The sequence below is a fragment of the Streptomyces sp. NPDC087845 genome, from assembly GCF_044742755.1.
Taxonomy (GTDB): Bacteria; Actinomycetota; Actinomycetes; order Streptomycetales; family Streptomycetaceae; genus Streptomyces.
This window is the reverse complement of sequence record NZ_JBIUVC010000008.1, coordinates 428,905-447,676: the sequence shown is the minus strand read 5'-3', so window position 1 is coordinate 447,676 and position 18,772 is coordinate 428,905. Positions and strand designations below refer to the sequence as shown.

The window sequence follows — 18,772 nt, the reverse complement described above, 5'->3', positions numbered from 1 at the left end:
GACGCCACCGAGGTCCAGGTCCGCCGGCCCCCGGCCGGCCGCGGCGGGCGCCGTGCGTTCGTCTCGGGCAAGAAGAAACAGAACACGATGAAGGCCACTGTCGTCGCCGACCATCAGGGTCGCACGCTGTGGACCGATGCCCTGCGGCCAGGGCGGATGCACGACGCGACCGCCGCACGGAACGAAGGCATCGGTACCTGTTTCCGGCACTTTCGCGACGTGGAGGTCCTCCTGGACGACGGCTACCTCGGGCTTCGCCGCGATCATCCCGGCCAGGCGGTGACCCCACCCAGGAAGGGGAACAAGATCAGCCCGCCCGAGGTCCTCGAAGCCCGCCTACGGGCCCGACACCGGCATTCCTCGAAGCGCATTACCGTCGAACACGCCCTCGCCGATCACAAACGCTGGAAGCAACTGGTCCGCTGGACCCACCGCCGGGAGACCCTGCCTGTGACCTACCGGGCCATCGCCGGCCTCGTCTCCGACCGCAACACCACCGGCTGACACAAACCCCCAGCTCAGGCCCCTCACGTCTCCAACGCAATCACGCACCAGCTCGTTAGACCGAGCGGCAAATGGATCACTTGAGGTGGCGTGCGGTGGGACGCTGATCCCAGCGGTAGTGAATGGTGGCGTGGCGGATCAGCATGCGGAGAGTGACGAGTGCTGCGGCCAGGTGGAGGTAGAACTCGACGACGGTGCTGTTTTTCTCGGTGCAGCGTCGTAGCTTGCCGTAGCTGTTCATCCACGAGTGCGTTCGTTCTACGACCCACCGCTTGCCGGCCTGGATCGGGGCGGGCACGCCCTTGCGGGCGATCTCACCGGTGAAGCCCAACTCCCGGAGCAAAGCGCGGGACGTGTTGCTGTCATAGCCCCGGTCGAGGTTGACGTTCACGTCGTCCGGCAGTGGGCCGACCTGGACCATGGCTGCGTGGAGAGTCGGTCCGAGCAGGGGCGAGTCGTGGCGGTTGGCTCCCGCCGCGACCAGGCCGAGCGGGACGCCGCGGGCATCAGTGGCGACCGAGCGCTTCAGGTCCTGCTTCCCGCGGTCCGCTGGGGACCGGCCTGCACTCTGGCCGCCACACGGGGCCTTGGTGATGCAACCATCCACGGATATCTCGGACAGTTCCAGGCCGATCAACCGGTCGTACGCTTCCAGAGCGAGAATGTGCGCCACTTCGGATATCCCCTGCTCAGCCCACTCTTTGACACGTCGACGGATGGTCCGGTCAGAGCACCCGGGGCTGGAGACCCGTTCATAGCCCGAGCCGTGGACCAAAGCGAGCACCACGTGCTCGAACACAGTCCGGTCGGGGACACGGCGGCGGTGGCAGCCAAGCGGGTGGCCTGCGGCGAACTCCTCCCGAGCGGGCAGGAGCGCCACGAACTGGTTCCAGAGGGGTTCGAGCAGGCAAGACGGCAGTGCGGGCACGGCTGTCCTTCGTGATCACTGAGCGTAGAGAACTCCATGATCACGTGGACCCGTGCCCGTTCTGATTGTCCTGTCTCAACGAAGCCAGTCGTCCGCATGACGGTGACCTGCGTGGACTGAGTTGGATGAGACAGATCGACCCGGTTCGCCGAGACGAAAGGCCGGAGCCGACCCGTGGGGACTGAGAGGACATCTCGGTGGGGCCTCACTCACGCGAGGCCCCACGACGGGATCAGACGGTGAGGACGAGCTTGCCCTGGAGGTGACCGCCGTCGAGCAGCCGGTGCGCGACGGCGACGCGCTCGAACGGGAACGTCTCCTGCACGTGGATCCGGAGCCTGCCCTGTTCGACGAGTTCGACGAGCCCTCGCAGGGCGACCGGATCGGGGTCGACCGCGATGCCGCTGAAGCGCATGCCGGCCGCCGCGTACTTGGCGGCGAGGGCCGAATCCCCCTCGGCGACCGCCGTCACCAGGTGACCGCCTGGGCGGAGTACTTCGAGCGACCGCTCGACGGTGTCGCCGCCGATCGTGTCGAGCACGACGTCGATGTCGCGGACCGCCTCGGTGAAGTCGACCGCCGTGTAGTCGATCACCTCGTCCGCGCCGAACTCCTCGACGAACTTCCGCTTGCCCCCGCTGGCGGTCGCGATCACGTGCGCACCGAGCGCTTTCGCGATCTGGATCGCGACGTGGCCGACCCCGCCACCACCGCCGTGGACCAGGACGCGGTCGCCCTCGGTCACGCCGGCGAGGTCGACGAGCCCCTGCCACGCCGTCAGCCCGACGACCGGCAGGGCCGCCGCCTCGACGTGCGAGAGCGACGCAGGCTTGCGTGACAGGTGCAACGCCGGCGCAGACACGACCTCGGCGTAAGCGCTCCCCGCCCGTGGGAACAGTGGCATCCCGAACACCTCGTCGCCGGGCCTGAACCTATACGTCAGCGATCCCTCCTCAACCACGCCGCTGATGTCCCAGCCGAGGATGAATGGCGGCTGGCCGAGCAGCGGGGGGAACTCGCCGGCGCGCAGGAGCGCCTCCAGCGGGTTCAGCCCGATCGCCTTGACACGGACGAGAACCTCGGTGGGGAGGGGTTGGGGCTCGGGCGCGTCCACGATGGTGAGCACCTCGGGCCCACCGAACGTCTGCTGGGTGATGACTCGCATGATTCTCCTGGCTCTGGAGGGGGAGAGAACCCAGGCTATGAATCTGATAGGAACCAGCAGGTACCTTCGGCGCAGGTACCTTTGGCGCATGAGCGGTTTCCGTCCCGGCGATCCCTTTCTCGCCGACTGTCCGGCGCGGCTGGCGGTCGAGGTGATCGCCGACAAGTGGACGGTGGTCGTGCTCTACGGCCTCAGCAAGGGCCCGGTGCGCCACGGCGAGCTGATCGAGCTGATCGGCGGCATCTCCCGCAAGATGCTCACCCAGACGCTCCGACGGCTCAAGGCGCACGGACTCATCCGCCGCCACGCCTACGCCGAGGCGCCGCCCCGCGTCGAGTACGAGCTCACCTCGCTCGGGGCCACGCTGATCGAGCCGATCCACATGCTGACCGAGTGGGCCAGGGCGAACGGCGACGCAGTTCTCGAGGCGCTCGACGCCGACCCTGCGTCGGTCGCCCATAGCGACTGAGACCCCCGCCAGGGACCGCCCCTTCAGATTCACCCCAGCCGGTACGGCCATCCAGCACCCCAGCGCACTCAGCCGCGCGACCAGGTTCGCTGAGACAGAAGGTCGAACGACTCGGTTCGTTGAGCAAGTGACTCTATTGAGTGAGACGGGACACTGATGCTCACTGTCCTATGCCGTCAGACTTTGAGCACGTGCCATCGAAGTTTGAGCAGTTCAGTAGCCGAAGGCTCTTGGCCGTAGGCCGCCAGGAGCGGTGGAAAGGCTCGGCGGAGGGTCGGCGCCCCGGCCCGGACGCTCTCAGCCCGGACCGGGGCGCGGGTGGGTTCTTACAGGTATTCGAGGAGCCAGTTGACGGGGATGTTGTCGGCCACGTCGGCGGCGCTCTTCTTCACCCGGCCGATGCTGACCTTCTGGGTGTGGGCAGGGAGCTGTTCGGCGAGGCGTCCGTCGGCGGCCTTGATGTCCCAGTTCTTGACGACGGTCCAGGTCGTACCGTCGTGGAGGGCTACCCGGAGCCGTACATCGGCCCAGTCGGAGCCGAAAGCTCAGGTAGGCGTTGCCCCAAATGGTGCCGTGGTTGGGGTTCGGGGTGGCGAGCACGAGGGCGTTCTCGTAGTGGATGAGCCCGCCGCCCTCGTTGATCACGAAGCGCGCAATCATGCTATGAACAACTTCCGTGCCGTTTGCATCTTTTCTATTCCAAACCAGCAGTTAGAGGGCACCGGAGGTGCGCCCGGCGCGCGTGCGCGCTCTTGGACAAGCGGGGGCGCGACAAAGTCGATGCGCCGGAGTTCTTGGCCCCGCACGGCTCCGGCCTGGGCAGGACCCGCTGGGTCGTCGAGCGGACCTTCGCCTGGCTGCACCAGTTCAAACGCCTTCGGATCCGCTACGAGATACGAGCCGATCTCCATCTCGGTCTGCTCCAACTCGCCTGCAGCATCATCTGCTTGAGACGACTCCGAACCGCATTCTGAAACGATCAGTCAGTGGGGGTCGGGCTGGCACAGCGCTCCACTTGGCCATTCGGAGACACGGCCGTCTCGGCCGGCCCCACGGCTGGGTCAGCCCGGCTTGACCGCCAGCGTCGCAAAATAGTTCGACATGTATTGGGCGGACGCGTTGGATTGGTGCGGCGCTTCCGCGAGGCCGGTGAGGACGAACCCCGCGGCGAGTTGCCCGCCGATCTGGTCGGTGAGGGTGTGGCTGTATTCAAGAGGGGCATCCGTGCCGAACTTCGTGGCGCGTTCCTCGGCGGAGTACTGCGTGACATCGCTGTAGGGCAGCTTGTGCACGACGATCAGCTCGCCGCGCTCGTCGAGCGCCTCGTGGTCGAACAAGTACACATCAGGGTTGAGGAAGCCCACGAGCAGAGTTCCGCCCGGTCGCAGGATGCGGAAGCACTCACGCCACACCGGTGCCAAGTCTGGTACGAATAGGTTAGAGACCGGATGGAATACGACGTCGAATGTTGCGTCGCCGAAGGCGCTGAGGTCGCGCATGTCGCCTAGGACGGTGCGCAGCTCGAGTCCGTCGCGCGCCGCCACCATCTCGTCCTGGCCGAGCTGGCGGGGTGAGTTGTCGAATACGGTGACCCGCGCCCCTGCGGCGGCGAGGATCGGACCCTGCTGGCCACCGCCGGAGGCCAGGCACAACACGTCCTTGCCGGTCAGGTCCGTCGGCAGCCAGGAGCGGTCGACTGGCTCACGCCCGATGAGAACGATCGACCAGTCGCCCATGCGGGCGCGCTCGACATCCTCAGCACTCACCGGCCTCGACCACTCGTTGCCCTCTTGGACATACTTGTCCCAGGCTGCCCGATTGTGGGCAGCGGGGTCGACAACAATGTCCTGCACGTTTAACTCCCTGCTACAGCCAAGCGGACACCTGCGGTACTGACAGTTCGGTGCCGCTAGCCAACACGATTGCAGGGTGCGGGATCAACGAAATTAGCGGGCATCGAGGTGTCCACGGGCTCGACGGGTGGTCGCGCAGCGGGTGCGTAAGCGCTGGTTGCCGGGGTTGCGGAAGCCGTAGGCGTCGCGGGCGATGATCTTGATGACCCGGTTGGTGCCTTCGGAGCCGGCGTTGGTGATCCCGGTGTGCAGGAACGCAAGGATCTCTGGCCACCATGTCTCGACGGTTGTGGCTAGCGCTGCAGTTCGGGAAAATCGGCGTCGGCGCATCGGCGGTAGAACCGGTACAGCAGATCGCGGACCTGTTCCCGGTCCGGGCGGGTCCGGGCGGTGGCAAGCAGGTCCAGGAGGTCTTCCTTGGCGTTCCACGCGACGGTGATCGGCGCGCCGATCACCCTGGGCAGGTTGGACAGCTCGTCGAGGAGAGCGTCGACGTGCTCGCCGCGCATCCGGGCGGCAGAGCGGGTGAGCCGGTTGCGCAGTTCCCACTCGCGGTTGCCCTTGCGGCCGCGCCGGCCGCGGTGGGTCACGGTGACCCGGCGGCGGACCTCGGTGAGGGTCTGGTTCGCCAGCTGCACCAGGTGGAAGTGGTCCACGACCAGGGTGGCCTGCGGCAGGACCCGGCGGATCGCCGACTTGAAGACCGTGCACATGTCGATCGCGACGTACTGGACCGCGTCGCGCCAGGCTTGGTCGCGGTCGGCCAGCCAGGCGATGACCGCCTGGGCGGTGCGGCCTTCGACCTGCCCGAGCAGGCCCTGCTTGCCGGACAGGTCGACGAAGCCGACGTGCCAACGGTCCACGGCGGTCTGCCAGATCCCGGTAGCCTCGTCGGGGATCCATCTCGGCCGGCCTCGGCGGATCTCGTCGATACCGAGCACCTGCACCGGCTCGGGCTGGGCCGGCAGCACCGCCCGGGCGTGACTGGTGAACGCCGCCGCAACGACCGGCCAGGAGAGCGCATAGTCGCGGGCCGCCTGGACGACCGTGCGGCCCTGATCGGCCACCGCCGCGCCGGCCGCAGCCCGTAATCGTGTGGTTAGCCGCTTACGTGGCGGTACTGGCGGGACCGACTCGGTGAACGAGCGACGCCGGCACGCCAGCTCGTCGCAGCGCCAGCGGCGCTTGGCCCACACCAGCCGCGGTCGGCGGCCACCGACCGACAGGTCACGCGGCCGGGTCACCCGCCGGCCCTTCGACCGTCGCGCCCGGGTGCCGCAGCCTGGGCAGTGGCGTGCCCGCTCATCGGCGGTGACCAGGTGCACCACCGGCCCGTCGGTGTCGTCGGCGACCCCGACCACGGCCAGGCCGTCAAGGCCCAACAACCGCGTCGTATCGTTTGCCACGTCCGTAGCTCTTCTGTTGTGATCATCTTGCTTCGACAACAACATGATCTACGAGAGCTGCGGGCATACATCAGTCAGGGTCCACAGTGGAACCCCGTCCGGCGCTCAAACCCCCACCAATTTCGAAGAGCCCCTATCACCGTACCCACGGTGTGACCTACTTCCATGGCTGCTACTCCCTCGGCGACGCCCCCCTCTGGGGCGTCAACCGCTGCCGCAAGGGCACCGCCAACAGCCTGGCCGCTCTCAAGTCCATCCGCGCCGCTCACCCCGACGGCGCCCCCGTCTAGGTGATCACGGACAATCTCTCTCCGCCCACAAGGGCGCCGAGATCCGCGAGTGGGCCCGGAAGAACAAGGTGGAGGTGTGCTTCACCCCGACCAACGCCTCCTGGGCCAACCCCATCGAGGCGCACTTCTGCCCGCTGCGGCAGTTCACCCTCGCCAACTCCAACCACCCCAACCACACCGTCCAGACCCGTGATCTGCACTGCTGCCTCCGTTGGCGCAACGCCAACGCACGCCACCCTGACGTCCTGGCCGCCCAACGCCGCGGACGTGCACGCATCCGCAGCGAGAAGGGCCTCCGCTGGGGCGGACGCCCCCTCGCCGACACGGCCTGACCAGCCCGCCGCCCCTTCTGGCCACGGCATGAGCGATCACTTCACAGGGCACTATCCGGAGCGATCGCGACTTCCTTGGACTTCGGCGCGAAGTTGATTGCGAGTGCGCATCAGGATCCGGCCGAGCATGTTCTTGCCAGTACCGGTCCTGCCGCGGCCCCAGTAGTGGTCGGTGGTGGTGTCCTCGACGATCTCTTCGTCGGCGGTGGACAACAGGATGTCGCGGATGTCCGCGCGCGCTCGGAACTTGGTCGCCACGGCACGACGCATCACGTCGTCCTTGACCCGGTCCCAGTCCCGCCGTAACGGTTTGGACGGGGCACGGCCCAACTCGGCGGCACGCAAGGCGTGCGGGCCCCTCGCAATGGCCTCGGCCGCCACGGAGCCGACCCTGGAGAACGGCTCGGCCCGCTACGTCGCTCCGTCCAACGGCAGCGCGGGCACACTTGCCTTCACCGCGGACGCGCGTGACCACTCGGGCATTCGAAGTCCCAAAGTCCTTGTCTGGCCCGCGAGTTCGTAGCTCGATCCGACCAAGGCGGAGCTTCGGTCCGTGGAGAGCGCCACGGCCGAGATGTCCCACTGCACCTACACGCTGTGGGCCACGAAGGAGGAGGCGGCCGAGATGGCTTGGGGCACCGGGTACGTTTCGGCGCTGGTGACGGCCAAGGACGGGGACGCGACATTCGTGTCCCGCGCCGCCGCCTTCGATGTCACACGCTGACCGCCGCCGCGGCCGGCGACTCCGAGGCGCCCGGCCGCCCCGCCACGCCCGCCCGTTCTGCGAGGTGTCCGCGTGATGCTCCGATCGGCGGCACCCTGGAACGACGGCGGATGCGAGAAGCGGCTGCGCCGGGACAACGGCGCGACCTGTACGCCGAGCACCGGAACGGCGCCTGACCGTGCCTCACGTGCCTGAAGAGATCGTGCCCCCTCTGCCCCGGAAGGCCAGGCCGGCAATCCCGGATAGCTTTCGATGACTCCCGATGGTTCCTGGTGGCTGCCGATGACGCGGTTTGTCCGCGGTCCAGGTCCGGCACCTGGAAGCCGGCACACCGAGAGGGCACCCGGCCATCGGCCCCGCTCAACCGCACCGGCCGACGGTCGCATGATGCTCGCCGTGGGGCGTGGCAGCGTCGGCCGACGAGGCCCGGTACGCCTGGGCACCCGTCCGATCGGCCCGGGGACCCACCGGCATACTCCGTTCGCATGAGATAGGTCGCGAGATCCGATCACCGGTACGTGTCATACAGTCGGTTTGTACGGGGGAGCCATCGACCATTCCCCTCATGAGACCCATCTCCCAGCACTTCGGCGCGCTGCGTGCCCGTGTCGGCGCCACCGGAACGGCCTTGGCCGTAGCGGCGGCGACCGTGCCCGCCCTCACCCTTGGCCTCGGAGCGGTTCCCGCCTACGCGGCCCCGCTTCCGGGCGGCCTCGGGCCATGCGTTCCCGGCTCCTGCCCGAACCCGTTCCCCGGAATCAACAACGGGCCGATCACCGGCCGCGACAACGCCATCAACATCTTCGTCGGGAACGACTTCCTGGTGCGCGGCCGGGCGGCGGAGGCCGAGGGCCGCGTGGTCGTGCTCGACAACTTCGACCAGAACAAGGACGCGGCGGCCAGCGGCCTGTACAACCTCGGGATCGTCGGCGTGGGCTCGCGCGTGCCGCCGCCGAACGGGGCGGACTTCCTGACCACCGGCAGGAACGTGACGATCGCGAGTGGCCAGCGCCTCGACACCACCGGCGGACTGATCGGCGAACAGGGCGTCGTACGGTACGCGGGGACCGAGTCCGGCACGGTGACCGGACGACTCGTCCACGACCCCAACGCCGCTCAGCCCTACACGGGCCTGCGGAACCAGCTGACCACGGCCAGCCGATGCTATGCCCGGGTCGACGGCCGGCCCCGGCACGCCACGGGCACAGCGGTCAACCAGGGCACGCAGACCGTGTTCCGCGGCGACGGAACGTCCTCGCTCCAGGTCTTCAACGTGGACTTCGACCTGACCGCGCCGGGCGGCCGCCAGCAGGGAATCGTCTTCCAGAACATCCCCGACGGCGCCACGATCCTGGTCAACATCCTGGGCGGCAATCGCACCATCAACACCTTCAGCGGCGGCATCGACGACAGTACCGACCCGCTGAACTCCTACCGCGAGCGACTGCTGTGGAACGTCCCGGACGCGACCTCCGTCCACCTGAACGGCACCGGACAGATGCAGGGCAGCTTCCTGATGGGTGACCAGTCGTCCATGACGACCGTGACCCTGCCCGGCATCAACGGCCGCTTCTTCACCACCGGTTCCCTGACCCACACCAGCTCCGCGACGGGAGGCGGCGGCCAGGAGTTCCACGCCTACCCCTTCAACGGCGACCTGCCCGACTGCTCGGGGACGACCCCGGTCACCGGTGAGGTGCGGGTCCTCAAGACCGACGCCGAGACCGGAAAAGCACTCCCGGGCGCCGGGTTCGAACTGTGGCGCGAGACCAACGGCACGCCGGGACTGCAGACCACCGGAACGAGCCCCGACACCCGCGTGAGCACCTGCACCACCGCCGCCGACGGGCGCTGCGCCGTCACCACCACGACGGGCACCTACTACTGGCGCGAGACCTCGGCCCCCGTCGGCTACGACCTGCCCGACCCCGCCGTGTTCGGTCCGCTGACCCTCACCGACGACAACGCGGACCACGGAGTCGAGGCCGTGGCCCGCGACACCCGCACCTCCGTACCGCCCACAACCGGCTCGATCCACCTGACCAAGACCGACCGGAAGAACGGCCGCCCCTTGACGGGAGCCGTGTTCGAGACCTGGCGCGAGACCAACGGCGTCGCCGGACTGCAGACCACCGGTGCGACCCCCGACACCCGGGTCGGCCCAGGCTGCGCCACCGACGGCGCCGGGCTGTGCACCTTCGACCACCTGCCGCTCGGCGAGTACTACCTGCGTGAGACGGCTGTGCCCGAAGGATATGTCCTGCCCGAGAACCCGGTCTCCGGGCCCTACGCGGTGACCGAGCGCAACAGCTCCACCGGAGTGAGCGTCAAGCTCTCCAACAAGCGCGGCGAGCCGTGCAAGGGCAAGGACTGCAAGAACAGGTGATGCGGCGTACACCCCGCCCCGCTCCGGGACCGGGGCGCTCACCGGTTCGGCCGCCCACACCTGGGCGGCCGGACCGGCGCGCTGATTCACTGGCAGGGACCGTCCCCCCGCGCGCCAGGAGGTTCACGCCGTGCGCCCTGCCCTCATATCCGGTGTCGTGGCCGCCGCTTCGGCGGCAGCAGCCCTCGTGTCCACGGTGCTCGCCGCCCCGGACGCAATCGCTGCCCCGGCCCGCGCCGGCTGCACCGCGTCGACCGGCCCCTACCAGCGGCCGATGGAGCAGTACCTCGGCCGACCCGTGGACGGGATCCAGTCGGAGGCGGACTGTGAGGCCGTCCGCGCCTTCCAGACGAAGCACGCGGTACCTCGTACCGACGGGTACGCGGACCTGGCCACCTACCGCTTCATGCTTGCGGTGAAGGCTGCCGCGAACCCCAACGCCGCCGGACACTGCCCGGTCCGTACCTACCGGGTCACCTGCGTCGACATGGACCGGCAACTGCTGTGGGTGCAGACCGGCAAGCGGATCGACTTCCGCCCGGTACCGATCCGCACGGGCCGCGACGCGCAGGAGACCCGGCCCGGCTGGCACGCCATCTATTGGCGCGACAAGGACCACGTCTCGACGCTGTACGACAACGCCCCCATGCCGTACGCGCAGTTCTTCGACGGAGGGCAGGCCCTGCACGGGCACCCGGGCAACCTCTTCGACGGCGGTGGCTCCGCCGGCTGCGTCAACCTCACCGTCCACGACGCGGCCTCCCTGTGGAAGCTCCTCGGCATCGACGACGCCGTCTACGTATGGGGGACGAAGCCCGGCACGGCCGTCTGAGGTCCGTCTTCAAGGACCGCCCCGGCACCGGTCTGCGGATGGGGCGGCACACGGACTATCCAGCTGTTTTGTCTCCACGCTCGGCGACAGCTTCGTGATACGCGGCGGTCAGTTCCGCAAGCACCCCATCTGCGGGTGCCGACCCTCCAGCCAGGTGCGTGGCGCGGAGTTCGGCCATGAACCGCTCCCACAGCGGGGGACCCCCGGCCGCCAGCAGTTCGGCTCGCACCGTCAGTTCCGGCGTCGTGTCCAACCAGTAGGCACCCCACGCGCCCAGGTGGGCCATCACCGGGACGAGCTGGATCGCCGCCTCGGTGAGATGGTATTCGACCTTCTGGCGGTGGCTCGGGTCGTCGTCGCGGGTGAGCAGGCCCGCGGCGACGAGTTTCGCGAGGCGGCCGGCCAGGATGTTCGACGCGATGCCCTCGATGGACGCGGTGAGCAGCTCGCGGAAGTGGGTGCTGCCGCCGAACATGATGTCGCGCAGGACGATCAGGCTCCACCGGTCCCCGAGGAGCTCGATCGTCATGTTGATCGGGCAGCCGGACTTGCCCGGGGGTACCGGGAGCTTGTCGTGAGGAACTGGTTGCGTCATGAGATCAGTCTAAGTAGGTTGTTAACCGATTGCATATTGCAACCGGAAGGGGTTTCGATGACTCAGTTGGTCCGCGTTCAGAACTTCAACTTATCCAGTGACGGCTATGGTTCCGGGGAGGGGCAAAGCCTTGAGCGCCCGTTCGGCGACGCCGATGCGGGTCCGCTCTTCTCCTGGTCGGGTGCCACCGCTCACTGCGCCACCCGGACCGAACCGGGCGGCACCTACGGTCTCGACGACTACTGCACTCGCGACTTCACCAACAACATCGGCGCCGAGATCATGGGGCGCAACAAATTCGGTCCGCAGCGGGGGCCATGGGAGAACTACGACTGGCAAGGGTGGTGGGGGGAAGAACCCCCCTTCCACACGCCGGTGTTCGTCCTTACTCATCATGAGCGACCCTCGATCACTCTGGGGGACACCACGTTCCACTTCCTCGACGCGTCTCCGAAGGAGGCGCTGGCGCGGGCCTTCGATGCCGCGGAGGGCAAGGACGTGCGGATCGGCGGCGGTGTTGCCACGGTCCGGGAGTTTCTCGACGCCGATCTCATCGACACGATGCATTTCGCCGTCGCGCCGGTCGAGATCGGTCACGGCGAGAGGTTGTGGGCCAGTCCCGACGTCCTTGTCGACCGCTTTCATTTGGAGCAGATCCCGAGCCCGAGTGGGGTGGTGCATCACTTCTTCTGGCGACGGTGACCGGGGGCGCGCCGACGTGCCCCGCGCCCTTCGACGTGACGCGGGTTCAGGTCCCTGACGAGTGGCAGAGGCACAGCGCTTCGGTCCTACGTGCCGGCAGGGCGGCAGATCAGCCGGCGGAGGGCGCCCGTCGTGGCGCAGCCGCGGCACGCCGTGGAGTTGCGGCCGGTGTGCGCGGGCATGGCGGTCGCAGGTGCAGGTTGCTCTTCGTTTGAGTCCGGTGGGGCGGGCGTGGTGTCGTCGTGCCCGCCCCACCGGTGCCGATCAGAGGGGACTCGCGTGTTCCGTGTGCGGTGCGGTACAGGAAAGAGGGCGCTCTTGCGGACGCCGGAGGCTCGGCCGACCGGTGAAGGGGTTCCTGGGCAGTCCGAGCGGCGCCCCGAGGAGCTGGCGCTGTCAGCGGCTTCGCGAACTGCCCGGTGTGCGACGAGGGGGTGAGGCCGGAGGCGCCTCGGACGGGTCGTGCAGCGGACGGATGACGATGTCGCCCCTCGTGCGTCCGGCGACGGTTGCCGCCTCGGCGTAGTCACGGGCCGCCTGCTTCAACGCTTCGGCCACCACCCGGGCAGCCAGAGCGCTGCCGCCGTGGCCGGTGCGGAAGAGCGTCCGCGTGATCTGGCTGCCGGTGACGGGAAGCGTCGTCACCGTCACGTTCTCCAACTGGGCCGCGAGATAAGCGGGCAGGACCGCAGCACCGACCTGCCCGGCCAACAGTGCCTGGACGGCCATCAAGTGATCGGCCAGGTGCTCGACCGACGGCACGACCTCGTGGGCGTTCGCGAACCGGGTGAAGGCGCGACCGCGAGCAGAGTGCGCAGGGGCGCTGATCCAAGCACGGCCGGAGAGTTCGGCGGCGGCGGTCGGAACGACCCAGGTGGCCGGGACGACCACACGGTAGTCGTCCTCGCTCAGTACCTGGGCTTGCACCGAGGGCGGCAGCGGCAGTGCGGTCTCCCGGTCGTCGGTGATGACCAGGACGTCCAGCTCGCCCAGCCGCAGCTGCCGCAGGCCGTCCGGCAACCCGGCCTCCACGAACCTCGGCTCGACCTGCGGGTGCAACAGGGCGAGCGACCGCAGCGCCCGGACCGCGATCCGGGCAAGCACCCACGACGTCGCCCCGATCGCCACCGGCCCCTGAATGACCTGTTGGTTCACGGAGCCCAACTGCTGCACCGCTAGGCCGAGTTCCTTGCCGATGCGCTCTCCGGTGGCGGCGAGCAGCCGTCCGGCCGCCGTGAGTTCCAGTCGTGCGCCCGAACGGTCGACCAGCGGCAGGCCCACCTCCCTCTCCAGCCGGGCCAGTTGCTGTGAGACCGCCGAACGGGTATGGCCGAGCACGCGCGCCGCCGGAGCGAGGCCGCCGCTCTGTGCGATTGCGCTCAGGACCAGCAAGCGCCTGGGGTCGAGGTCCATGCGCGCCGCGCTCCTCTGCGTCGGGGAAAACCGTGCCACGGACTGTACCGGCGCACCGCCAGCTCTGCTGTCGAGGGGGGTAAGCACTGCTGCGCAACGGGGCTGCCTCGCAGCCGTGCAGCTGCGAAACTTGCCGATATCCCGAGGGCTTCAGCCGGCACCCACCCTGGCACAGGCATGCCCGAAGCCCGGTCATGTCCCGTTCACAAGGAGGCCGCACGTGGCCAGTTCCGTTCCCAAGCGTGTCCGAGCGTCTTCCGCTCTGCGTCCCGGCCGGTCCACTGCCGCGCTGGCCGTGGTCTGCACCCTGCTGGGGCTGCCCCTGGTGTCGGCCTGCGGCCCTTCCAACGGCGCGGCCAACGGCCCCGTCCGTCCCGCTGCTCAGAGCGGTGCGGCCGACCCCGCGACGACTGGGGGTGGTGGCACCACCAAGGGCGGTGCCACCGACCCAGCCTCAGCCGGGAGCGCGGCCGGGGGAGGAACCTCTGACGGCGGCGACGGCGGCGCCTCGTGGGCGCTCACCGCCCCGCAGGTCGCGGCCGGCTATCCGCAGCGCCGGCCACCGGCGGACATGGTGCGGCGGTTCAACGCCGATACCCGGCAGAACGCCGCGCGTCTCGGCGTGTCCGGCACACCGGTACACGCCTATTACGACGACCGGGCGGACGGTGCGTGGATCTTCTACACGGGGGTCACCGGCAGCGGCTTCGACCCCGACCATATGCACGACATCCTCGACCACCTCCCCGCGGTCAACAACGACGGCGCCGGTGACCGGACCACCACCAGCGCCATTGATGCCAAGCCCGGCGAGCACGGCGGCCGGGCCATCTGCAACACCGTCCTGGTCCAGACCGAGTTGCTTGCCACAGCGGTCTCCACGTGCTCCTGGTTCACCCCGACCACCGCCGCCGGCATCACCCTCATCTCAAAGGCCGACGGCACCAGCACCAAGCTCGGCTTCACCGCCGTCGACGTCGCCCCGATCATGCGGGCGATCCGCGCCGAGGTCGAGATACGGCGGCGGTAGCGCCAGGGACCTCGGTTCACCGCGTCGGACGCCTGGCGGGCAGGTCCCGAGTCGTTCTCGCGCCGGACGTACTCAGGCGATCAGTTCGCGGGTCCGGCCTTCCGCAGGGCGGTGGTCATGGGCTGCTCACCAGCGGGAACGGCGCGAGCCGTTCCCGCTCGCCACGCGTGTTGCGGCCGGAGATGCGCGGGCCTGCCAACGCCGGGGTGCGTTCCGGTCCGCTCATGCGCTGGTGGCGGCCCTTGCTGTTTCACTCCTTCTTCTCCTGTTCCTGCACCCAGATCGCCCGGGCCGGGCAGAGGGCGGCGGCCTGCCGGACGCTGCCGACCAGGTGCTCAGGCGGGGTCTCGGTGAGCAGGACGACGATGCCGTCCTCCTCGTCCTGGTCGAACACCTCCGGCGTGGTCAGCACGCACTGGCCGGAGGCGACACACTTGTTCCGGTCGACGATCACCTTCATCGGATCCTCCTTTTCCTGCACGGCACTTGGCCGTGGTCACCAGGTGATGGGCAGTTCGTAGACGCCGTAGACGAGCCCGTCGTGCTTGAACGGGATCTCGTCGAGGTCCGCCGCCAGTTGCAGGGTCGGGACGTGGCGGAACAGGGTGCCGTAGACGACCTGCAGCTCGACCCGGGCCAGTGGCTGGCCCAGGCACTGGTGGACGCCGAAGCCGAAGGCCACGTGGTGGCGGGGGTTGCGGCCGATGTCGAGCCGGTCGGGGTCGGGGAAGGCGGCGGGATCGCGGTTGCCGATGTCGTTGGCGAGGATGACGCCGTCGCCGGCGAGGATGGTCACGCCGCCGATCTCGATGTCCTCCAAGGCCACCCGGCGCCGTCCGCTGTGCACGATGTTCAGATAGCGCAGGAGTTCCTCGACCGCCGAGGCGATCACCTTCGGATCGTCGCTCTCGCGCAGCCGAGCCAACTGGTCCGGGTGGTGCAACAGGGTCAATGTGCCCAGCGCGATCATGTTCGCCGTCGTCTCGTGCCCGGCGATCAGCAGCAGCACACCCATGTTGGCCGCTTCACGACGGGAGAGCTCACCGGATTCGACCCGCGCGGCCAGCGTGGAGAGCAGGTCGGCGGCCGGGTGGGCGAGCTTGCCTCCGATCACCCCGTCCAGGTAGTCGGTCAGCCGCTGGACGGCCGCCCGCGCCTGCTCCGGCGTGGCCGTGCGCTTGATCAGCATCCTGCTGTTGGACTGGAAGAAGTCGTGGTCGGCATACGGGACACCGAGCAGCTCGCAGATCACCAATGACGGCACCGGCAACGCGAACGCCTGGACCAGGTCCACCGGCTTCGGTCCGGCGAGCATCGCGTCGATCAGCCCGTCGACGATCTTCTGGATCATCGGCCGCAGCGCCTCCACACGCTTGATGGAAAAGGCCGCGGTGACCATCCGGCGCAGCCGAGCGTGCTCCGGATCGTCCATCACGATGAAGCTCCGCGACTGCCTCCGGCGCTCCAGAGAGGCCGGGGACTGATGGGGGTAGTGCGGGCGGGTGCTGTCCGAGCTGATCCGAGGATCGGCCAGCAGCGCCCGCATGTCCTCATAGCGAGTGACCAGCCACGGGGTGCTGCCGTCCCACAGCCGTACCCGGCCGATCGGAGCCTGGGTCTGCAGGGTGCGCAGGGCCGGCGGCGGGTCGAACGGGCAGCCGGCCGCCCGGGTCATGGGGTAGTCCGGTACCTCCGCCGGCGGTGCATCAGTGCCGGGTGCCGAGATGATGCTCATGGTTCTCCGCCCTCTCCGGAAATCCGATAGGGAAGCAGGCACCAGGACCGGGGCCCGGCGCGCGGGGCGCGACGGGGTGGGTCCGGCCTGCAGGAGGAGGTGCTGAAGAGCGCGGCCCGGAGGTTCAGGAAGCCGGTCCGCCGGTCTTGGCCCCGAGCCGCGGAGCTGTCCCGAGCATGCGCCGGACGATGGGCATGACCGTGCGCATGGCCTCCGCCAGCGCCCGCACGTCCTGCTCGGGCAACGCGGCCAGCAGGCCGGCCACCCGGGCATCTCCCGCCCGGCGGCGCTGGGCCAGCAGCTCGCGACCGGCATCCGTGATGGCGACGAGGCGGACCCGCCCGTCTTCCGGATCGGCCACTCGCGATGCCACGCCCTGGGCTTCCAGCCGCTGCACCAGCACGGTCATCGACGGCTGGGTCACACCCTCCGCCGCAGCCAGCACGGTCAACCGGATCGGACTCTCCCGCTCCAGCCTGTCCAGCACCGCGGCGGTGGTCAGACTCATCCCCTGCCGGTTCAGCAGAAGGAGCCTGACCATCCCGGTGACCAGCTCGTGCAGCGCCGCCGCCACCTTCGTGGGGCCCTCTTCGAGCGTCTCATCCATACCTCCACACATAGCACTTTTTATATAGACTGTCTATATAAAAAGTGCTATAGATGGTTTTAGGGCTATTTGGAGTTCCAGTCGGATTCAAGGTGCCACCCGGTGCCGGAGGAAGATGATCACTGTGACTTACGCCTTTGCCCCGGCCGGCTCCCCGTCGCAGGGCGCCCGCCGGCCCCCGCAGGCATCGGGCAGTGCCTGGCCCCTGGCCCACAGCCCGGAAGCCGCCGGGGAGGCCCGCAAGATCACCAGAGAGGTCCTCGCCCGGTGGAAGGTCGCCGAGGAAGCGGCCGACACGGTGCTGCTGGCCGTATCCGAATTCGTCACCAACTCCGTGGAGCACGCTCAGCCTCCACTGAACCTCGAACTGAGCCGCGACCCGGGCACCCGGCGGGTGCACATCGAAGTCGCCGACGGAGGCCCTGCCGCCAGGGACGGCGACTGGGCAGCCGGCTGTGCTCCCGGTGAGCACGGCCGCGGGCTGGAGATCATCGACAGGCTCACCGCCGCGCACGGCGACCGCCAAGAGGCCGGACGCGCCATCCACTGGGCCGACGTGAACACCGCGCGCGTCTCCCCTCGGCCACCGGCAGCGCCCCCTCCCGGACGACGCCTTCCGGCCGCCCTGCGACAACAACGCATGCCGGCCACACCGTCGAAACCGTCCGGCCCAGCCCGGCCGGTCACCGCAGAAAACAGGCGGCTCGGCTGTCGGTCTTCTCTGGAAGCGTGCCGGATGCCGCGTCGACGCAGGTACTGACGGCACGGCCGGTTGCTGTGTGCCTTGTCGGTCGTGAGGCTGTCGGGCTTCTTGCGCGGCCCGCCGGGTCCGGGTCTCGGAGCGCGGATCCTGTCCAGCGCGGGCTTGAGCTTCCTGAAGCAACCGTTCCCAGGCTCCGTCGGCCGACCACAGCCGGTGCCATTCATGGGCCGTCTTCCGGGATCCGAACGGTTTCGGCAGGTCACGCCACTGCACGATCAGTCAGGGAGCCGAGCGCAGCCCCAAGGCGCTGTGCTGAATGATACCGGCCGGCGCATCGGCAGAGCCCGACTTCTGGCGCGTCAACTCCACCGGTTCCGCTCGGAGATCAGGCGCCGCCTCGCCGAGCACGATCGCACTGATCACCAACTCGAGCATCAAGCAGTCATAGTCGTCGTCCGCACCCCGATAGCGCTCGCGATCACGTTCGACCACGGCACCAGCGATTCGCCACCCACCGTCGTCAACCGGCGCGAAGGTCGCCGCGAAGACTCCGTTGCCGGTCCAGCTCCGGTGCAGGAAGACGACGTCGCCCTCCGTGAAGACGTCCCACTTTTCGTCCATGTCCCGTGAAGAGTAGCCACGTCGGATCCGCTCCCAGTCGTCATCCGACCAGATCCGCCGGGGCAGCCGTGGCATCGGTTGAGGAACGGATATCGGCTGGATACGACCGGCGAATGAGGACCGGGTCACGCGTTCGTCAGCGGGCATGCCGCGATCCTACGGAAGAAGCAGGGGGTGACCGCACCCTCTCCGCGACCTCATGGCGAAACGGCCATTGCGCGGGTCGGTGAACGGCTTGGCTCCGGCGGTGAGCTGATCACCGACGACACCGGGTTCATCGGGAAGGGCGCTGCATCGCCGGGGGCGGGGCGGCAGTACGCGGGCACGTCCGGGAAGACCGGCAGCTGCCAACTCGGACCCCGTGTCCGAGTTCAAGCCGTCGCGGACGCCTGCGAGGCGCAGTTGGTCGGCGCCGGAGAACGCGAGACCGCCCGGCGGTCCACCGAGCAGACGTAGATGGGGCCGGGCCGGTCATTG

The 18,772-nt window shown here is 68.8% G+C and carries 21 protein-coding genes and 2 pseudogenes; 12 read left to right on the top strand and 11 right to left on the bottom strand.

Annotated features, from left to right (window positions below; all coding sequences use genetic code 11):
* Nucleotides 1-504 (top strand): transposase family protein (locus ACIOMQ_RS22875; RefSeq protein ID WP_402190071.1); only part of this gene is annotated, 504 nt, incomplete at its 5' end.
* A 76-nt stretch (nucleotides 505-580) separates the two neighbouring features.
* Here ACIOMQ_RS22875 and ACIOMQ_RS22870 read toward each other — a convergent pair.
* Together ACIOMQ_RS22870 and ACIOMQ_RS22865 are read right to left on the bottom strand one after the other, a co-directional pair.
* Nucleotides 581-1,432: an IS5 family transposase gene (locus ACIOMQ_RS22870; RefSeq protein WP_401987288.1), complete on the bottom strand. Its 852-nt coding sequence runs from the start codon at nucleotides 1,430-1,432 to the stop codon at nucleotides 581-583.
* Between the two features lie 232 nt (nucleotides 1,433-1,664).
* The gene (locus tag ACIOMQ_RS22865) at nucleotides 1,665-2,597 is read right to left on the bottom strand and encodes an NADP-dependent oxidoreductase (RefSeq protein WP_362206563.1); all 933 of its coding nucleotides are present in this window, start codon (nucleotides 2,595-2,597) and stop codon (nucleotides 1,665-1,667) included.
* Nucleotides 2,598-2,685: 88 nt separating this feature from the next.
* Here ACIOMQ_RS22865 and ACIOMQ_RS22860 point away from each other — a divergent pair, with 88 nt between their 5' ends.
* Entirely contained in the window at nucleotides 2,686-3,066 is a 381-nt protein-coding gene (locus ACIOMQ_RS22860; RefSeq protein WP_401265438.1) for a winged helix-turn-helix transcriptional regulator, read from the top strand.
* A gap of 803 nt (nucleotides 3,067-3,869) precedes the next feature.
* A pseudogene (locus ACIOMQ_RS22855) lies at nucleotides 3,870-4,040 on the top strand (transposase); the annotation flags it as partial.
* 87 nt (nucleotides 4,041-4,127) lie between these two features.
* On the opposite strand, the gene ACIOMQ_RS22850 reads toward ACIOMQ_RS22855, so the two are convergent.
* Nucleotides 4,128-4,919, bottom strand: a complete 792-nt coding sequence (locus ACIOMQ_RS22850) for a class I SAM-dependent methyltransferase (RefSeq protein WP_402190068.1) — start codon at nucleotides 4,917-4,919, stop codon at nucleotides 4,128-4,130.
* 293 nt (nucleotides 4,920-5,212) lie between these two features.
* On the bottom strand, nucleotides 5,213-6,325 hold the full coding sequence (locus ACIOMQ_RS22845) for an ISL3 family transposase (RefSeq protein WP_402190066.1): 1,113 nt from the start codon (nucleotides 6,323-6,325) through the stop codon (nucleotides 5,213-5,215).
* Between the two features lie 134 nt (nucleotides 6,326-6,459).
* Here ACIOMQ_RS22845 and ACIOMQ_RS22840 point away from each other — a divergent pair.
* A pseudogene (locus ACIOMQ_RS22840) lies at nucleotides 6,460-6,947 on the top strand (transposase); the annotation flags it as partial.
* Nucleotides 6,948-6,998: 51 nt separating this feature from the next.
* On the opposite strand, the gene ACIOMQ_RS22835 reads toward ACIOMQ_RS22840, so the two are convergent.
* Nucleotides 6,999-7,328 carry an NADAR family protein gene (locus tag ACIOMQ_RS22835; RefSeq protein WP_402190064.1) on the bottom strand — a complete coding sequence of 110 codons (330 nt, stop codon included), beginning with the start codon at nucleotides 7,326-7,328 and terminating at the stop codon, nucleotides 6,999-7,001.
* Here ACIOMQ_RS22835 and ACIOMQ_RS22830 point away from each other — a divergent pair.
* The 4 genes from ACIOMQ_RS22830 (at nucleotide 7,312) to ACIOMQ_RS22815 (ending at nucleotide 10,889) form a co-directional block, all read left to right on the top strand.
* Complete coding sequence (locus ACIOMQ_RS22830; protein ID WP_402190062.1) at nucleotides 7,312-7,470, top strand: DUF5707 domain-containing protein; 159 nt, start codon at nucleotides 7,312-7,314, stop codon at nucleotides 7,468-7,470. The two genes, ACIOMQ_RS22835 and ACIOMQ_RS22830, sit on opposite strands and share 17 nt — an antisense overlap.
* 30 nt (nucleotides 7,471-7,500) lie before the next feature.
* Nucleotides 7,501-7,671, top strand: a complete 171-nt coding sequence (locus ACIOMQ_RS22825) for a hypothetical protein (protein WP_402190059.1) — start codon at nucleotides 7,501-7,503, stop codon at nucleotides 7,669-7,671.
* Nucleotides 7,672-8,236: 565 nt separating this feature from the next.
* Nucleotides 8,237-10,057 (top strand): choice-of-anchor A family protein, encoded by a 1,821-nt coding sequence (locus ACIOMQ_RS22820; RefSeq protein ID WP_402190057.1) that lies wholly within the window; start codon nucleotides 8,237-8,239, stop codon nucleotides 10,055-10,057.
* Between the two features lie 130 nt (nucleotides 10,058-10,187).
* On the top strand, nucleotides 10,188-10,889 hold the full coding sequence (locus tag ACIOMQ_RS22815; RefSeq protein WP_401987298.1) for a L,D-transpeptidase family protein: 702 nt from the start codon (nucleotides 10,188-10,190) through the stop codon (nucleotides 10,887-10,889).
* 55 nt (nucleotides 10,890-10,944) lie between these two features.
* Here ACIOMQ_RS22815 and ACIOMQ_RS22810 read toward each other — a convergent pair whose 3' ends face one another.
* Entirely contained in the window at nucleotides 10,945-11,484 is a 540-nt protein-coding gene (locus ACIOMQ_RS22810; RefSeq protein WP_362206556.1) for a helix-turn-helix domain-containing protein, read from the bottom strand.
* Between the two features lie 57 nt (nucleotides 11,485-11,541).
* On the opposite strand from ACIOMQ_RS22810, the gene ACIOMQ_RS22805 reads away from it, so the two are divergent.
* Entirely contained in the window at nucleotides 11,542-12,186 is a 645-nt protein-coding gene (locus ACIOMQ_RS22805) for a dihydrofolate reductase family protein (RefSeq protein WP_402190055.1), read from the top strand.
* Nucleotides 12,187-12,582: 396 nt separating this feature from the next.
* Here the strand turns inward: ACIOMQ_RS22805 and ACIOMQ_RS22800 are convergent, their stop codons facing one another.
* Nucleotides 12,583-13,599, bottom strand: coding sequence for a LysR family transcriptional regulator (locus ACIOMQ_RS22800; protein ID WP_401265422.1), 1,017 nt, complete (start codon nucleotides 13,597-13,599; stop codon nucleotides 12,583-12,585).
* Nucleotides 13,600-13,819: 220 nt separating this feature from the next.
* Here ACIOMQ_RS22800 and ACIOMQ_RS22795 point away from each other — a divergent pair, with 220 nt between their 5' ends.
* Nucleotides 13,820-14,629 carry a hypothetical protein gene (locus ACIOMQ_RS22795; protein ID WP_402190053.1) on the top strand — a complete coding sequence of 270 codons (810 nt, stop codon included), beginning with the start codon at nucleotides 13,820-13,822 and terminating at the stop codon, nucleotides 14,627-14,629.
* Between the two features lie 250 nt (nucleotides 14,630-14,879).
* Here the strand turns inward: ACIOMQ_RS22795 and ACIOMQ_RS22790 are convergent, their stop codons facing one another.
* The 3 genes from ACIOMQ_RS22790 to ACIOMQ_RS22780 all read right to left on the bottom strand — a co-directional run bounded on the left by ACIOMQ_RS22790 (nucleotide 14,880) and on the right by ACIOMQ_RS22780 (nucleotide 16,971).
* On the bottom strand, nucleotides 14,880-15,089 hold the full coding sequence (locus ACIOMQ_RS22790; protein ID WP_402190051.1) for a ferredoxin: 210 nt from the start codon (nucleotides 15,087-15,089) through the stop codon (nucleotides 14,880-14,882).
* 36 nt (nucleotides 15,090-15,125) lie between these two features.
* Entirely contained in the window at nucleotides 15,126-16,364 is a 1,239-nt protein-coding gene (locus ACIOMQ_RS22785; RefSeq protein ID WP_402190049.1) for a cytochrome P450, read from the bottom strand.
* Nucleotides 16,365-16,488: 124 nt separating this feature from the next.
* Nucleotides 16,489-16,971, bottom strand: coding sequence for a MarR family winged helix-turn-helix transcriptional regulator (locus ACIOMQ_RS22780; RefSeq protein ID WP_362206550.1), 483 nt, complete (start codon nucleotides 16,969-16,971; stop codon nucleotides 16,489-16,491).
* Nucleotides 16,972-17,086: 115 nt separating this feature from the next.
* Between ACIOMQ_RS22780 and ACIOMQ_RS22775 the strand changes: the two genes are divergently transcribed.
* On the top strand, nucleotides 17,087-17,731 hold the full coding sequence (locus ACIOMQ_RS22775) for an ATP-binding protein (RefSeq protein WP_402190046.1): 645 nt from the start codon (nucleotides 17,087-17,089) through the stop codon (nucleotides 17,729-17,731).
* 222 nt (nucleotides 17,732-17,953) lie between these two features.
* Here the strand turns inward: ACIOMQ_RS22775 and ACIOMQ_RS22770 are convergent, their stop codons facing one another.
* Entirely contained in the window at nucleotides 17,954-18,370 is a 417-nt protein-coding gene (locus ACIOMQ_RS22770; RefSeq protein ID WP_402190089.1) for a hypothetical protein, read from the bottom strand.
* A gap of 99 nt (nucleotides 18,371-18,469) precedes the next feature.
* On the opposite strand from ACIOMQ_RS22770, the gene ACIOMQ_RS22765 reads away from it, so the two are divergent.
* Nucleotides 18,470-18,751, top strand: coding sequence for a transposase (locus tag ACIOMQ_RS22765; protein WP_401265408.1), 282 nt, complete (start codon nucleotides 18,470-18,472; stop codon nucleotides 18,749-18,751).
* Nucleotides 18,752-18,772 lie beyond the last annotated feature (21 nt).

Excerpts from the sequence above, each read along its gene's own strand:
- ACIOMQ_RS22800 (WP_401265422.1), bottom strand. The coding sequence starts at position 13,599 with ATGGACCTCGACCCCAGGCGCTTGCTGGTCCTGAGCGCAATCGCACAG.
- ACIOMQ_RS22830 (WP_402190062.1), top strand. The coding sequence starts at position 7,312 with ATGGCCTCGGCCGCCACGGAGCCGACCCTGGAGAACGGCTCGGCCCGC.
- ACIOMQ_RS22790 (WP_402190051.1), bottom strand. The coding sequence starts at position 15,089 with ATGAAGGTGATCGTCGACCGGAACAAGTGTGTCGCCTCCGGCCAGTGC.
- ACIOMQ_RS22770 (WP_402190089.1), bottom strand. The coding sequence starts at position 18,370 with ATGCCACGGCTGCCCCGGCGGATCTGGTCGGATGACGACTGGGAGCGG.
- ACIOMQ_RS22865 (WP_362206563.1), bottom strand. The coding sequence starts at position 2,597 with ATGCGAGTCATCACCCAGCAGACGTTCGGTGGGCCCGAGGTGCTCACC.
- ACIOMQ_RS22860 (WP_401265438.1), top strand. The coding sequence starts at position 2,686 with ATGAGCGGTTTCCGTCCCGGCGATCCCTTTCTCGCCGACTGTCCGGCG.
- ACIOMQ_RS22780 (WP_362206550.1), bottom strand. The coding sequence starts at position 16,971 with ATGGATGAGACGCTCGAAGAGGGCCCCACGAAGGTGGCGGCGGCGCTG.
- ACIOMQ_RS22820 (WP_402190057.1), top strand. The coding sequence starts at position 8,237 with ATGAGACCCATCTCCCAGCACTTCGGCGCGCTGCGTGCCCGTGTCGGC.
- ACIOMQ_RS22805 (WP_402190055.1), top strand. The coding sequence starts at position 11,542 with ATGACTCAGTTGGTCCGCGTTCAGAACTTCAACTTATCCAGTGACGGC.
- ACIOMQ_RS22785 (WP_402190049.1), bottom strand. The coding sequence starts at position 16,364 with ATGAGCATCATCTCGGCACCCGGCACTGATGCACCGCCGGCGGAGGTA.
- ACIOMQ_RS22810 (WP_362206556.1), bottom strand. The coding sequence starts at position 11,484 with ATGACGCAACCAGTTCCTCACGACAAGCTCCCGGTACCCCCGGGCAAG.
- ACIOMQ_RS22775 (WP_402190046.1), top strand. The coding sequence starts at position 17,087 with ATGATCACTGTGACTTACGCCTTTGCCCCGGCCGGCTCCCCGTCGCAG.